General features: G+C 40.0%; 17 protein-coding genes. 14 read left to right on the top strand and 3 right to left on the bottom strand.

The features are described 5' to 3' along the window. Positions 1-344: 344 nt before the first annotated feature. The 3 genes from B4Q04_RS21630 (at position 345) to B4Q04_RS21640 (ending at position 2,041) form a co-directional block, all read left to right on the top strand. Complete coding sequence (locus B4Q04_RS21630; RefSeq protein ID WP_088698078.1) at positions 345-836, top strand: RNA polymerase sigma factor; 492 nt, start codon at positions 345-347, stop codon at positions 834-836. Continuing rightward, positions 820-1,476 (top strand): hypothetical protein, encoded by a 657-nt coding sequence (locus B4Q04_RS21635; protein ID WP_088698079.1) that lies wholly within the window; start codon positions 820-822, stop codon positions 1,474-1,476. The genes B4Q04_RS21630 and B4Q04_RS21635 overlap by 17 nt, the downstream gene beginning before the upstream one ends. Positions 1,477-1,588: 112 nt before the next feature. Continuing rightward, a complete protein-coding gene (locus tag B4Q04_RS21640) occupies positions 1,589-2,041 on the top strand; it encodes a hypothetical protein (RefSeq protein WP_088698080.1) in 453 nt (150 codons plus the stop codon). A gap of 166 nt (positions 2,042-2,207) precedes the next feature. On the opposite strand, the gene ltrA is transcribed toward B4Q04_RS21640, so the two are convergent. Together ltrA and B4Q04_RS23110 are read right to left on the bottom strand one after the other, a co-directional pair. Next, positions 2,208-3,479 (bottom strand): group II intron reverse transcriptase/maturase, encoded by a 1,272-nt coding sequence (gene ltrA / locus B4Q04_RS21645; RefSeq protein ID WP_088698081.1) that lies wholly within the window; start codon positions 3,477-3,479, stop codon positions 2,208-2,210. A gap of 30 nt (positions 3,480-3,509) precedes the next feature. Next, positions 3,510-3,641, bottom strand: coding sequence for a hypothetical protein (locus B4Q04_RS23110; protein ID WP_262508246.1), 132 nt, complete (start codon positions 3,639-3,641; stop codon positions 3,510-3,512). Positions 3,642-4,186: 545 nt separating this feature from the next. Here B4Q04_RS23110 and B4Q04_RS21650 point away from each other — a divergent pair. Next, on the top strand, positions 4,187-5,056 hold the full coding sequence (locus tag B4Q04_RS21650; RefSeq protein ID WP_088698082.1) for a cation diffusion facilitator family transporter: 870 nt from the start codon (positions 4,187-4,189) through the stop codon (positions 5,054-5,056). Positions 5,057-5,542: 486 nt separating this feature from the next. Beyond that, the gene (locus B4Q04_RS22885) at positions 5,543-6,346 is read left to right on the top strand and encodes a GIY-YIG nuclease family protein (RefSeq protein WP_193789290.1); all 804 of its coding nucleotides are present in this window, start codon (positions 5,543-5,545) and stop codon (positions 6,344-6,346) included. A gap of 219 nt (positions 6,347-6,565) precedes the next feature. On the opposite strand, the gene B4Q04_RS22560 is transcribed toward B4Q04_RS22885, so the two are convergent. Continuing rightward, positions 6,566-6,796, bottom strand: a complete 231-nt coding sequence (locus B4Q04_RS22560) for a hypothetical protein (RefSeq protein WP_123772416.1) — start codon at positions 6,794-6,796, stop codon at positions 6,566-6,568. A gap of 202 nt (positions 6,797-6,998) precedes the next feature. Between B4Q04_RS22560 and B4Q04_RS21665 the strand changes: the two genes are divergently transcribed. The 9 genes from B4Q04_RS21665 to B4Q04_RS21700 all read left to right on the top strand — a co-directional run bounded on the left by B4Q04_RS21665 (position 6,999) and on the right by B4Q04_RS21700 (position 14,888). Beyond that, a complete protein-coding gene (locus tag B4Q04_RS21665) occupies positions 6,999-7,436 on the top strand; it encodes a hypothetical protein (RefSeq protein WP_013994725.1) in 438 nt (145 codons plus the stop codon). Positions 7,437-7,503: 67 nt separating this feature from the next. Then, a complete protein-coding gene (locus B4Q04_RS21670; protein ID WP_088698084.1) occupies positions 7,504-8,088 on the top strand; it encodes a hypothetical protein in 585 nt (194 codons plus the stop codon). Positions 8,089-8,593: 505 nt separating this feature from the next. Next, positions 8,594-9,367 (top strand): hypothetical protein, encoded by a 774-nt coding sequence (locus B4Q04_RS21680; RefSeq protein WP_123772417.1) that lies wholly within the window; start codon positions 8,594-8,596, stop codon positions 9,365-9,367. A 451-nt stretch (positions 9,368-9,818) separates the two neighbouring features. Further along, a complete protein-coding gene (locus tag B4Q04_RS22775) occupies positions 9,819-9,977 on the top strand; it encodes a hypothetical protein (RefSeq protein ID WP_161496099.1) in 159 nt (52 codons plus the stop codon). Positions 9,978-10,288: 311 nt separating this feature from the next. After that, the gene (locus tag B4Q04_RS21685; RefSeq protein WP_123772418.1) at positions 10,289-10,717 is read left to right on the top strand and encodes a hypothetical protein; all 429 of its coding nucleotides are present in this window, start codon (positions 10,289-10,291) and stop codon (positions 10,715-10,717) included. Beyond that, entirely contained in the window at positions 10,710-11,126 is a 417-nt protein-coding gene (locus B4Q04_RS21690) for a hypothetical protein (protein ID WP_046287546.1), read from the top strand. The genes B4Q04_RS21685 and B4Q04_RS21690 overlap by 8 nt, the downstream gene beginning before the upstream one ends. A gap of 346 nt (positions 11,127-11,472) precedes the next feature. Further along, positions 11,473-11,601 (top strand): hypothetical protein, encoded by a 129-nt coding sequence (locus B4Q04_RS23115; RefSeq protein ID WP_262508247.1) that lies wholly within the window; start codon positions 11,473-11,475, stop codon positions 11,599-11,601. Positions 11,602-11,763: 162 nt separating this feature from the next. Next, the gene (locus tag B4Q04_RS21695) at positions 11,764-13,545 is read left to right on the top strand and encodes a type VI secretion system Vgr family protein (protein WP_013994719.1); all 1,782 of its coding nucleotides are present in this window, start codon (positions 11,764-11,766) and stop codon (positions 13,543-13,545) included. A 5-nt stretch (positions 13,546-13,550) separates the two neighbouring features. After that, positions 13,551-14,888, top strand: coding sequence for a hypothetical protein (locus B4Q04_RS21700; protein ID WP_088698086.1), 1,338 nt, complete (start codon positions 13,551-13,553; stop codon positions 14,886-14,888). The last annotated feature ends 9 nt before the right edge of the window (positions 14,889-14,897 follow it).

The following is a 14,897-nucleotide window of genomic DNA, read 5'->3' on the forward strand; positions in this document are numbered from 1 at the left end:
TCGCAGTTACCACCCTTGCGACTTACTAATGCTTCCAGACGTTACTCCAGCGCATGAGGGACTTGCACCCTCTAGATTAATTAACTACTTTTCTGTAGTTAAAAGATGCCCATACTGGGCACACACACCGTATAAAATTAATGGCTAGTTTTAGCCTATTTGGAAAATTCCTGCGGAATTTTCTCTGGCAAGTATCTGTTTAATAAATTAGTTGCCTAAACACGCCACTAATCTTATACATAAACGTTGTGCTTAATATCTCTCAGAATATATTCTTTTTACAATTTTGCCATTTGCCTGTAATAATTCCAAATTTTAGCCACTAACCAATAAAAAGAACACTATTGAGTAGCGATTTTTATAAAACATCTATTTTACCATTTGCAGGAATAATTATCAAATTATGTCGAGCGTATTCCAACTCGCAAGAAGATTTTGAAGATTATTACCAAGAAGTGTGTTTACAAATTTGGAGGAGTAAAGACAATTTCCGTGAAGAATCTCAATGGAGCACTTGGGTGTATCGGATTTCATTAAACGTTTGTTTAACATTACTTAAGAAAAAGAAAAATAATGTTCAACATTTTGTATCTGATTCTATAACTACTGAAGAAACCGAAGACAACTTCGCGTTTTCAGACGAATCTCTAAATTTATTATACGATGGTATTAAAAAACTATCGGAAATCGATAGAGCAATCATTATGCTTTATTTAGAAGAAAAATCGCAAAAGGAAATTGCAGAAATTATAGGTACTAACCCAAATAATATTGGTGTGCGTGTTAAAAGAATTAAAATTAGATTAAAAAAAATATTAGATGGAAAGATCAATTGAAAATATTTGGAAAGAAGGTTTTCTTAAGAGTGATGCTTTAGTAGCACCAAAAATTAACAATCTTTACAACCAAAAATCAATTCATATCATTGATAAATTTAAACGTATGTTTAGAATCAACTTGATTGCGATTGTTGTATTCTCATTTGTTTTCTTATTAGTCTCATATTTTATCGGAATACCAATAACAGGTATCATATTTTTTGTTATGCTTTCGGTTCTTGTATATTTCAATAAGAAGCTATTAAATGACTTAGAGCAAATAGATTTGGGTGTTAGTAGTTATCAATACTTAAAGGCATTTAACCAATGGAAAAATAAACAAATCTCGGTAAATAAGAAATTCTCAAGATTTTTGTATCCATTGATATTTATCTCATTGATTTTAGGGTTTTGGTTTAAAGATGCAGAGGGTATGCCTTTAGGAGAAAGATTAGTAAATGAAGTTCTCATAGGTTTTCCTGATATCTATTTAATATTTGGAATCCCACTAATAGGAATTGTTATTGTATTCATAATTTTAATGTTACTGGCGTATTTTGGAGATCGGATTTATAAATGGGATTTAAACATTGTTTATGGAAGAGTATTTAGAAAACTAGAAGAACTAATGACTGACATAGAAAGTTTAAGGAACTGAAAACTTCGTAATAGGTCTTGATTATATGGCTTTTTAAATATTTTCAAAAAAAATAAGTTTTAAGTGTAATATTTTTTGTTAAAAGCCACTAACCAAGAAAACAGTAAAAATTATGACACTAAAAAATGCAATTAACTTTTTTGAAAGTTTAGAAGCTGAGACAAGTAGAAAATCTGAGATAAAGGTTTACCAAGAATTTATTCAAATTATAACGAGTTTAGAAAAGAAAGGTTTATCTGAAAATGAAATTTTATCTATAGAAACAGAATTGGATAGTTTAAATTTAAGGTCAAATCCTCTGAGGAGAAAAAAATATTTTAAGAAAGCCCTTAGTGATTTTCAAAAATATTTAAAAGACACATTTTCCTTAACCACCAAAGGATATTATACAACTTTTTATGGTGGCTTAGGTTTAATATTTGGTTTGCTATTTGGAGTTGCAATTTTATCTAACCTAGAACGCTCGTTAGGTATTTCTCTAGGTTTAATTGGCGGAATGGTAATTGGTTCAATTATGGGTCGTAGCAAAGATGCTCAAGCTAAAACATCTGGAAAGATGCTCTAATTAACAGATGAATTAAACTAAAAAATCCATCTAAATAAAATACTAAGCACAATCGAGTAGACGGGTCCGCCCCCTAGTTAGAAACGGACTGCGCCTCTCACACCACCTGCCATACGGGTCTTCCCGAAACAAGTTCGGGACAGGCTGTATACGGCGGTTCGTTATATCAGAACTTCACATTTAGGTAGTACGCCAACATACTTTCATAACCTCTTTTTCTTAGACGTTTTTCAGTAATCGTAGTTCTAAGTATAGGGCTTTGGGCTACTGCCCATCCTCCCATTCTTGTTCTACTCCAAGCATATGCCTGTCCCTGTTTTACACCTAAGCCAATGAGGTTCTTGCGTTTGCGCTCCGGTTTCTTCCAATCATGCCATATACAGTAGCGTAACCGATTACGCAGCCATTCATCCAGCTTTTTAAGTTTGGTCTCTATATTTCCTAGTCGGAAATTGTTCAACCAACCTTTATGGACGAGTTTTAATCGCTGTAACCGTTCTGCTAACGATAAAGGAAGTGTTTTCTTGGTAAGATACCTGAGTTTGCGTTTGAGTGTTCGCCAAGACTCTTTGCTTACTGTTAACTGATAGTTGCCCTTTGCGCCTTTCTTATAGATTGGCGTAAACCTATAACCCAAAACCTTGAAAGTAGAAGGTCTGCGTATACCGCTCTTTGCCCGGTTGACAGGTAAATCCAGTTTCTCTTTTAAAAATAGATAGACCTCGTTCCCTATCGCCCGTGCCGCTGCTTTTGATTTCGTGTATATACTGAAGTCATCGGCATAGCGGATAAACTTGAACCCCCGTGCTTTTAGATGCTTGTCCAATTGGTCCAGCATAATGTTGGACAGTAACGGACTCAATGGGCTGCCCTGTGGCAATCCCTTTCTACGTTTACATAGTCGCCCATTCTTTAAAATAGGTGCCCGTAACCATTTTCGAATTAACCATAAGGTGGTTTGGCACTTTACCTTGTTATAAATAAGTTGAAGTAGTTTATAGTGCTGTACTTCATCGAAGAAACTTTTGAGGTCTATATCTACTAGGTCTTGGTATCCATCATTGATGTACCCTTGACTTTTTAAAACTGCCTGTTGAAAGTTCTTCTTTGGGCGGAAACCGTAACTCTCCCATTCAAAATCGAGTTCGAAATGAATCGCCAGTTGTTGGCTTACAGCTTGTTGAAGCCATCTATCCACTACCGTAGGCACTCCCAATAATCTGGTCTTGCCGTTCGCCTTGGGTATCTCAACCCCTTTGATAGCTTCTGGCATGTAACTTTTTGAAATAAGTTGGTGTACCACTTTTGAGCGATGGGCATCTATAAACGCCTTTAGCTCTTGTACGGTCATGCCATCTATTCCTGCCGACCCTTTATTGCCGACCACCTTTTTACAGGCGTCGCTCAAGTTTCTAGCGGCTACTACTTTTGCTATCATTTGTTCTGTTCTTGTCTTTCTAGGTATAGGCTATCCAATTGACGGATTCCTATACGAATCCGGACGTGATTTAACGTTCTGTCCTTCCTTACTCGTGAGACCTCTAGGGTGCTGCCTTAGCTCGTTTCCCGTAAGTACTATGACCTCTGCTGACTTCTCCATGTAGCTACACGTAACTTTGGAGACCTCCCCAGAGCCTGCCCCGATCTTTATCGGGGTAAGAACATCTTCTTTCGCTCGATCCCTGCCGTATCTACATATCTACCCTTTTGATGTTCTTAGAGCGTTACAATGATGTGCTTGCTTACCCAAGTAAATATGCCTCTGTATACGGTTCCTGTTCGTCAGTACCGAGTTTTGTAGTCTCGCTTTCTTCAGATGTAACTTCGCAGTTACCACCCTTGCGACTTACTAATGCTTCCAGACGTTACTCCAGCGCATAAGGGACTTGCACCCTCTAGATTAATTAACTACTTTTCTGTAGTTAAAAGATGCCCATACTGGGCACACACAAAACCTAAACGTAATGCGGACTTTAGGGCATAATCGAAAGGTCTGTGTATATTTATAATGTCGCTAAATCTTATGGATTTAGCTTTGAACAAGAAAAAATAAAACTAAACAATAAGCTTTAGCTTCGTGCTAAGACGGAAACAAAGAGTTTCCTTACTTCCGCACTACGCGTTGTATGCAACCTAAAAAAACGAATGAATAACGAACAAACTGCAATACGAACAACCTATTTCAGTATAATTGGAAATACTACGTTAGCTTTGATAAAAGGGCTTGCAGGATTTTTCGGGAATTCTTATGCTTTAATTGCAGATGCGATTGAATCAACAACTGATATTTTTGCTTCATTTTTAGTTTTATTAGGTTTTAAATATGCAAAACGACCAGCAGACGAAAATCATCCCTATGGGCACGGGAAAATTGAACCATTAATTACATTTGGAGTAGTTGCTTTTCTTGTTGTTTCTGCTACAATAATCGCTTATGAAAGTATCCAAAACATTCAAACACCTCATAAAATCCCGAAATCTTGGACTTTGATTATTTTGGGTCTAATAATAGTTTGGAAAGAAATCTCATTTCAAATCGTAATTAAGAAAAGTAAACAAACGAATAGTTCTTCCCTAAAAGCAGATGCTTGGCATCATAGAAGTGATGCAATAACTTCGGTAATGGCATTTATCGGAATTTCAATAGCAATCATATTTGGAAAAGGTTATGAAACAGCAGATGATTGGGCTGCATTATTTGCTTCCGCATTTATCTTGTATAATAGTTATTTAATCTTACGACCAGCCTTAGGAGAAGTTATGGACGAACAACTTTATGACGACCTAATACTTGAAATTAGAGAAAAATCAATAGAAGTTAAAGGTGTTTTAGATACTGAAAAATGTTTTATCCGAAAATCAGGAATGAAATTTCACGTTGATTTACACGCAATTGTAAATAGTGAAATAACAGTAAAATCAGGGCACGATATTGCACATAAATTAAAGGACTATTTACGAGAAGAAATACCGAATTTAGGACACATACTAATTCATATCGAACCAAATGAATAAAAGGCAGCACACAATCGAGTAGACGGGTCCGCCCCCTAGTTAGGAACGGACTGCGCCTCTCACACCACCTGCCATACGGGTCTTCCCGAAACAAGTTCGGGACAGGCCGTCCGAATCCACGCGGAATTGCTAACGTCTGTGCGAAACCGAAAATAATCGCTAATTTAACCCGTAACTGACGGTTATACGAGAACGATGGTCGATGATACCTCCGGCCCGTAAAAAATCGGGCGGTCGAGGCCGCCTCCCTACCTTTTTTTCCTACCAACGACCATCGGCCAGACAGTACGACTGCTCATTCGCCCATAAAATTTGCTATATTTCATCCAAGAAAACTCCGACGGAGCCGTTCGCGGTCGGTACCATCGACATCACTGGCTATAGCGAATGTGCGTCTAATGGCGCCCCCTTGCTAAGGTATGCAAAGCATACCACGCAACTCGCCATAGCTGTCTGGCCGTTGGGCAGCATTAAAAATGAACCGAAATGAAAGGAAAAAACACATTCTCAGCAATGGAAATCTCTGAGCTAAGAAGTCTGATAAAAGAAAGAATCAAAGCAGACAGATCTCGACAGAAAGGGATAAGGGCTAAGATGCGAAGAATCGGATTTTATGGTTCTGACGATTTTGGAATAACAGATTTGCAACCAGCGGATTTTGAAAGCTTGATAAGCTCAGGAAGAATTAAAATAATAGGACAAGCAAACCTGAAGAAAGAAACACCAAGGACGACACAGACCAAAGAATTGAAAGTCGTTGATAAACCTATAGAAAAAGGAAGTTTCACCTTATTTGACCCTAAAATTCATTCTTCAAATGATATTCCTGACAATCCAGGAAATTATATAGTCTGCTTGAATGAAGGTTCAAAATTACCGAGTATTGGAATCGAATGTGAAATGAAATCGTTTCAAAATCTAAATGTAATTTACACAGGAATTGCAGGCAAAAGTCTAAGAAAACGAGACTATAGACAACATTTTACAGGTAACAATGCAGGTAGTTCGACTCTTCGAAAATCCCTCGGTTCTTTATTTGGTTATCCTAAGGTTGCAAGGGATAAAGACCCGACAAATGGAAAAACCAAGTTCAAAGAAAATGATGAAATAAAATTGAGCGAATGGATGAAAACGAATCTTGTACTTTATTACAAGAGTAATTTAAATCCAGACAAATTAGAAGATGAATTGATTAAGGAATATAATCCTCCATTGAACTTGAGTAAGAATAAAAATATTGAAAATCTGAATTACAGAAAAAGGTTGTCTGAATTAAGAAGCAAAAAATAACGCTGCACAACAACAGTAACCGTTGCACAAGTCATTGATCAGAAATAATTACTATCGATATAAGCCTCTTTAAGGGGCTTTTTTTTTATGCCATGTCAGAAGCTGAACCTAAATTTTAGGTGCACTTGAGAAAGGCTTTTCAAGTATTGGACCATGATTTTTACGAATAATGGCAGGGCAAGCTTTCCTGCCCCACTTTTCGGGTGTTGTTCTCGAATTTCAGGTACTCCTGCCCGTGCCGTTCAGGCGGGTCTTGAGATTGTAGGCAATCGCCCCGCTGGGGCAAGCGTCACGCTCGTGTCTGCAACAGACAATGAATCCCCCTCCGAAGAGGGTGCCCGAAGGACGGGGGGAGGTATCCGTTTTACAAGTGAAAGCCGAACATCCGTTAGCGCGAGCGTCTTGCCCGTAACGTTCACCTACTACCCCAAGCCTCACACTCGCGAGCATGGCAGCAACAAAATATTGAACCCAAACACAGCGTTATAATACATAATAAGCACTCAAATACAACTGTATTTGTACCTGACAATTGGGAGGTATGGGTGTTAGTCGAATTCTATATCTATCGAATGGACATTTCTTTTTTTGGTAAACAAAGAATTGAAATCAGTTTGCAGCACATCCATAAACGGAAGAAAGAGTTTTAGCAATGAAAACGATATTGGAAACCACTCAACTTGAATTTGACAAAAGTAATTTTCTTATCGATTTGGTGGAACATAGTAATGGTCGATTATATATCGAAATTGTACAAACGATTTTAAACACTAACAAAAAATCAAAAACTCTTAAAATAAACCCTTCTGTATTATCGGACATTATTAAAGTACTTCAAAATTATCAAGCAAAACTTCAGAAAGAATCGAACCCGGAATTGAAGTATATAACCGAATCTGACCAAGAAAAAATTCAACAAAATTACCTAAAAGGTGTATCAATCAAGGATTTAGCAATGCTTTTCGACCAAAAACCTGAACTGATTGAAATGATTTTGAGAAACAAAGGAATTGAAATTGTTGAAAATACAATGCCCAAACCAAAGTTTTGGAGGAATTACAAAAATCGAAAAAAGAGAAAACGAAAATAACACACTCCCGAGCCCCACGCCCGCGCTATAGCATCCATAACACCAACAAACATTTAAAAAGAAAACAATGAAAACGAATAGCCTCACCCTAATAGCCTTATTGCTTTGTACCGCGGCCTTTTCGCAACTGCAAAGCATAAAAGCCGAACACTTGAATTTTAAAATTAAAAGCGACTTTACCCTATCGGATACGGACGGTATGCCCATACAACTAACGGATACGGTAAGCATTGGAAACGAAACCATCATCAAAACCGTTTCTGTAAGCCCACAGGCCATGAACCCCATCACCAACAACATCAAGGATATTTCCGATATTTTAGATTTAGAGACCCTTTCGGTCATACAGGATAATTTTGTGAAAGAGAACGAAATTGATGGCACCACGGAAATAAATGGACGGAAAATTCTGTTCCGGGAAAATTTCACGGAAATCTATAAGGACTATAATCTTACCGAGCTGATAGGCTATGAATACTCGAACGTTTATTATTTTTTCTCCTCAAAGGACTGGATATCGTCAATAGAATACGTAGTGCGCACCGATATCAAGGATGAAAAACTTCCGGCCCCCTATGTGGTCGCCAAACAAATGGCCAAGCACATCAATCTTGGGGACATCAATATGATCATCAATAGCCTGGAGCAATAAGGTGTGCCCCCACCTAACGCGAGCGTCACGCTCGTTCCTGCAACAGACAATGAATCCCCCTTCGAAGGGGGTTCCCGAAGGGCGGGGGGTTGTATTTCCCTACCCCAACAAAAAACCAACACACCGACCAAAAAAGAAAAATTTATAAATTAAGATCTGAAAAATCGTAGTTCAATATGAAATTTATCTTACCTGTGCCCCACCCCATAAATAGTTCGGGCCATGGCCTTTTCAAAGCGACCGTTTATACCGCCCCCCATAAGAATCCCTCACCGGCGGGGGACATTCCATTGTCCGTACTAACCGGACCACGGCGGCCCAACTATACCACCAGAACCCGACGAACCAAATATTTATAATTATCATGGAATCATTTTGGTGGAGTCCCAGGATCCTCTTTATAAAAGGCGCTTTTCTCCTTTTGCTACTACTTGTATACCAACTTTTTAAAAAACCCTTTCTATCCGACTTTGATATTTCAAGTGGCGAGCTCAAAAAATATGAGATGAAAAGGTCTAGAGGAATGGAGAATAAAAGGATTCTGTACCTATGGCTTAACGATACCATATCCCAACCCTTTACGACCGAATACAAAGAGCCACAGAAGAATATAAATACGAACATAGGCTTTATTGAAAAATACGGCCTGACCATATGGCATGATAAAAGAAAGGAGATAAAGCAATTGCAATCCAATAAAACGCTAATCGTAGATTACGACTGGTTTTGGTGGCCATCACTCTTGTTTTACCTATATCCCCTTGCTATACACTTTGGCATATTTCTATTGGTCAAGAAAGATTCAATCAATATCAATTCTTACGTCGATATGTGGAGTTACACCATAGGTGAACGGGAAATCATCGAAAAGCACAATTATAGAAAATACGAACGGGGAGGTATACTTCCCTTTATGATATATAATCCCATGTTCCGATCAAAAAAGAACAGGGAATCAATTTACGAGGCCGAAATAACCTTTTGGCGTCAATTCTTCAACATTTGCAATGCACGCGCAATGAAGCCCGCGGTAAGGGAATGGATGGAACAAACCCCAAAAGGGAGGGCGTTCTTACAAGGTTACGATTTCTATGAAAAACTGATCAGAAGTGAAATTTCCCCTTGGAAACTGACGAGGACTACCGATTCCATATTTGAATTTATCTCGTTACGCATTGATTTGGGCCGTGAGCATTACGAGGATTTTGGACGCTTGTTTCGTGAAGAATTTCCAAGGGAGTATTTTAAAATGCTAAAGGAACTGGACAAGATAAGGTAAGCCTTCCCCCCCCACTAACGCGAGCGTCACCCTAGTTCCCTGCTCAGAACACCCCTAAAAAGCAGCGATAACTCAGCTTTGCCAACGCGCCATCTCGCCCGCTGCTAGCGCAGACGGCGTCCTCAAGGGGACAATACGCTAGGGCGCCTCGAGGGGCAATTCCCCATTCGTTAACGGGACACCCATAAAATATTCAACTGAAAGTCAACGTTATAATACGTAACAAAAACCATATAAAACGGTACCCATACCCGATAAGTGGGCGTCTCACTCGTACCCAAAATCAGGTTGCACTTACTCTTTCATGTAAGAAATTAATTATAAAAATTTTTATATTGTAAGCGAATTTGGGTAGCCTAAAACTATTGTTTTATACCCCTATATAATGAGGTATAAGGGTATAGGGATACGCCTATAAGATTACTGTGATAATTATAAAAAAACTGACCAAATGGACGAAATATCAAAAGTAATATCTGATTTAGTCTATAAAAAGTATAATAAGGTAAGGATAGCTCAAGAGCTTTTAAAGAGGGAATACGCAACACAGGAAATAAAAGATGCTCTCAAAAAAGTAAGGTCAAACAAAGAAATACAAATCAAATCTTAGGAGTTTTACTAATTCTAATCGGTGTTCTATCTAATTTTTACACCAAATCAACGTACATAAACAATTACTTTAGATTTGATTTTTCTTCACAAGCAGATTTTATGCTTTTCAACGAGCGGATATTAAAACCGACCATAGCGATTTCCCTAATTTATTTAGGAATCAATCTTTTGATCAGTAGAGTAAACATTAACAAGAATGTGAAAATAGTTTTATTCACTTTGTTAGGTGTTTTTACTTTATTCATTATCTCCTACGACTCCTACATTCTCCCTATTATTTTCAGCGTAGTTTCTTTATTTCTAGTCTCAATGACTGAATTACCGCAAAAAATCCAAAATTTAGAAATGGAGAAAATATTCCCATATATGAACAAAAAATGGAAAGGTTCCCCTGTTTATATTATGATAATATTTGGGGTAATTCTAATGGATTCCTCACAAGTTGAATTCGTGTTTGTTCAAACTGGAGAAAGAAGTTCATCAGCCTCTTTGGGCTTTATAGACCATTTTCTTTTGTATGCAAAACCAATCTTGTTTTATGGCGGACTCTTAACTGCATTTTTGTTAAGTATGAATTTTTCCAAATTTAAAATTTCACTTTTCATTCTTACTGGACTTGCAGTTATCACACTAATTATCAGCCTTTTTCATACGAATTTTCAAAATATAATATATGGTTGTTGCGCCATTAATATTTCCTCTATTCCAGTATTATTTAAAAAAGACAAAAATGATTAAGAATTTATCCATCGTAATGAGCTTTATACTAATTACAGCTTGTTCTCAAAAAGAAAAAGCGACATTTTCAAATGAACATCTTTTAGGCGAATATTCGTCAACAAAAAATGGAAAGACAGAATTCGTAATAAAAAAAGATGAATCTGGGTATTATTTTCAACAATCCATTGAAAACGGAACAGGTTGGTCTCCAAGGGAGGACTTAACCGAAATGACGGAAGAGCAACTCAAAGAAGAGTTGGGACCAAACTGGAAGGAATTCACCCTTGCGGGGTTGACCTCTGGTTTCTGTAGTTATTTTAGGGTTTCAGACAACAGCAAGACGGGTGGCATCAGTATGGGAAAACAACCAGAAACCGAATATTTCAGTCGTTGTTTTGGAGATAATTTTTTCTACAAAATCAAGTAAACAAACAATCTAACTAGACAAAACATTTGCTATACCCCTAGCGCGAGCGTTGCGCCCGTGCCCTGTTCAAAACACCGCTGTAAAGAAGTATCGCTACTTTGCCAACGCACCAAGCCGCCCCTAGCTTTCGCTATGGTGTCCTCAAGGGGACAATTCCCCATTCGTGAACGGGATACCCACAAAAAGGGTAAGGCTACAGGGCGACACCTATTATTTTTAAACAACCCATAAAATGAAAATACGGATTTTAACCCTTATCAGCATCTTGACCTTCTTTACAAGGTGTTCACAAAAAAAAGTAACACACAAAATATGATTTTCGACGAACTCAAAAATTACCTATGATTTGGATGATACCCATGCCGATTTTCAGTTCCTTTTAGGTTTCAGGTTTTTGAACGATAAATCGATTCCTTTGGTCCACATCAATGATTACAAAATAGAAGTAATCGCAAATCGAAGCATCCGTTTTTGAAGATATGCCCGTTTTGCCCGATATCCTTGATAGCGATCGATAAATTAACACTGTTTTTTCCAATTAAAAAATTCACAACTCCCTGACATCTTGACGAAAACACTTTTTTTTATTTGCTCACACTTGGGGTAATCATTACTTTAATCCCGAAAATACTAACATATGTCCAAAATAGTAAACAGCAAACTCCTTGTAGGAGGAGAGGAATTCTTACCCAATTCGGGCTATAGCGTTACCGTAGAACAGTCCATTGGAGGGCACAGTGCCTTCCGTATCGCCTTCCCTTCCAATGCCACCGAAGGCTACGCGGGCGCCTTGATGGACAATGCCCTGGCCTATGTGGGCAAGAAGATCACCATCGGCATCAACGAAAACCAAATGGAATTCAAGGGCGTGGTCACCTCGGTAGACCTCCAAAAGGGGTCCGATGCCGCAGGTACCATCGTACTGTCGGGCCATGGGCCGGCGGCCCTCTTGGCCAATTCCGTCCAGTGCCTGAGCTACGAAGAGGGTACGCCCCTATCTCAGGTGGCTACCGATACCGTGAACGGACATTCCACCGAACATGTAAAACTTTCCATCGGCAAGGGCACCGACGTAAGCCTGCCCTATACCGTACAATATAACGAGAGCGACCTGGCCTTCCTTCAACGGCTCTGTAGCCGCTACGGGGCCTGGATCTACCATAACGGTACCGATTTCTGCGTGGGCAGGACCGGGGACAAACAGGTGCACGGCGTTTACGGACAGGACGTACTGAGCTTTAACCTATCCACCGTACTCAGGGAGCAGTCCTTCGGGCTTAAGGCTTGGGATTGGGTCAACGACACCCCGTTAGAAGCCGACTCCGCCGCATTCTTCCCCAATTCATCCCATCCCTACCAAGACCGGATAAAGGGCGAATCGGAAAACGTTTTCGCGAAAAAAAGTGCTTACGATTGGAGTATTGGCCAGCACGAGTACAGTGCGCAAAGCGGGGTAGATACCGCCACAAAGGTGAACACCTTGGGGAAAGCGGCCAGTATGATATTGGCCTCGGGCACTTCGGAGCTCGTAAACCTTACCGTTGGCGACACCCTCACCTTGGAAGGGCTCAATTTTTCCGACCAGGGCAAAAAGGATCCCTACGGTTCCTATGATATCACCAAGGTCGTACACAGGTTCGACCATAGCGGACACTACCGCAACGAGTTCGAGGCCGTGCCCGAGGGCACCGAACACCTGCCCTACTCCAACAGTTTCGCCGCACCCCGATCGGGCGCACAAAGGGGCTGGGTGCTCGACAATGCCGACCCGGAAGGTCTTGGACGCATCAAGGCACAGTTCCCTTGGCAAAAGCCCATGGGTACCAGTACGCCCTGGATAAAGATGGCCACTCCCTACTCCGGTAGCGACAAGGGCTTTTACTTTATCCCTGAAAAAGGCGAAGAAATCTTGGTCGGCTTCGAGGCCGACAACCCCGAGAAACCCTTTGTGTTAAGTTCTGGTTTTAACGCTAAGGCCAAAAGTGCTTATTCCGATCCCGATAACAATATCAAAGCGATCAAAACCCGAAGCGGTAACGAAATTATTATGAACGATAGCGATGGGAGCATTGCGATACAAGACCCTAGCGGTAATTCCATTGTGATGGACGGTGAGGGAGGTATTACCATTTCCGCTCCAAACGCGTTAACACTGAATTCCAAAGAAATCAATATTATCGCCTCGGAGGTAGTTAACCTTGACGGAACCAACAACGTAAACCTTACTTCAAAGGAAATTTATAGCGATGGCAGCGCCAAGGTTACGGTAAACAGTGGGGCAAAAGTTGAAGTAACCGCACCGAGCACACAAGTAGAGGGGTCAGCAGAATTAAAACTTAAGAGCAACGGTATTCTAAATGCCGATGGTACTACAATGACCAATATAAAAGGAGGGCTCTTGAACTTAAACTGTGGTTAATCTAGATGAACAACGAGCACAATCCGGTCGCACTTTTAGTGACCCAAATTCAACAAAAGTGGTTACAAGACGTTAGCCCCCATGACGAGGTCAATTGGGTACGTTGGTTGATAAAACCGGAACAAGCGCGATTGTATGAAGGCTTTTTAAAGTTAGAATCGTCCCCTCACGGTATCATCCCCGATATTCCCGTAGTGTTACTTACCCCTTTTGTAGATAGCAAGGTACACAGTAAAAACCTGATATCGGATTGGCTGGAAAGTTTTAAGAACGACGAACGCCTGAAAGAACAAATAGAGGGCAATTTCCTTCAATTCGACTGGGACCCTGATTATTTTAAGCAAAAACTCAAAAATAAAGAGGCTGATTTCGACAGCCTCCTCATCGAATTTTTAGCGAGTTTCCAAAAAGCCCTCCCGAACCCCGAACAACATTTGGTTCTGGCTCTATTTCCATACACGGTGCAAGCCACCGAAGATTACAAAAATTGGATGGAAACCATGCTTGGGCTCGGAATGCCCCCAAAAACCCGTTTGATGGTTTTTGACCATCATCCTAAAAACTATTTTGAATCGGTTCAAGTAAAACATAAAGCTACGTGCGTGTCGCTTTGGGTAGACCTTGACCTTGACGGCGCCATGAAAAAGATAGCCATGTCAGGCGACCCCAACGATCCGGAAGTACAGTTTAGGGAGTGTATGGTAGAAATGGGCAACAGCGCCGCCAAGAACAATCGTAAGCGACTACATCTTTGGGGCGAAAAGGGTCTTGAAGTAACGCAGAAAACAGGAAACAAAACCGCCTTTGCTACCGCCCACGGGGTTTACGCCGGTATGCTGTTCCAGTTCAAGGAATATGATACGGTCGACAAATTATTGCGACGTGGCCTCGCCATTGCAAAGCAGGTCAAAGCTAGTGGTGACGATACGGCAAATGCTATCATTTTGCAACTGTACGCTTATATGGCTTCAAGTGCCCATCATCAAAATGAAATAGAAAAAGCGACCGACCTTTTCTGCGAGCAAGCCGAACTGGCCATATCGTTCGGTCTAGGGCAGCAGGCTTTGGCCATTTACATCAACGCCTATACCTTGATCAAGAAAAAGAATCCGCCCCGTTATAAAGAGCTATTGAAAAAAGCATTCGATTACGGCCGAACGCTTCCCGAAGAGCAACTGAAATCCAGCGGCATAGATCAAATTGCCTGGGATTACTACAATAGCGCGCAAGGAACGACACTAAAGACCATTGATAGTTTTATGGTCGATTTAGAGGGAAAAGATTGGAAGCAAAAAATGGAGCTTCAAGCCCAGAACATGAAAAATAGTATTTCCATATCCTAAAAAAGAGAA

This window comes from Zobellia sp. OII3 (genome assembly GCF_002211465.1).
Classification (GTDB): Bacteria; Bacteroidota; Bacteroidia; order Flavobacteriales; family Flavobacteriaceae; genus Zobellia; species Zobellia galactanivorans.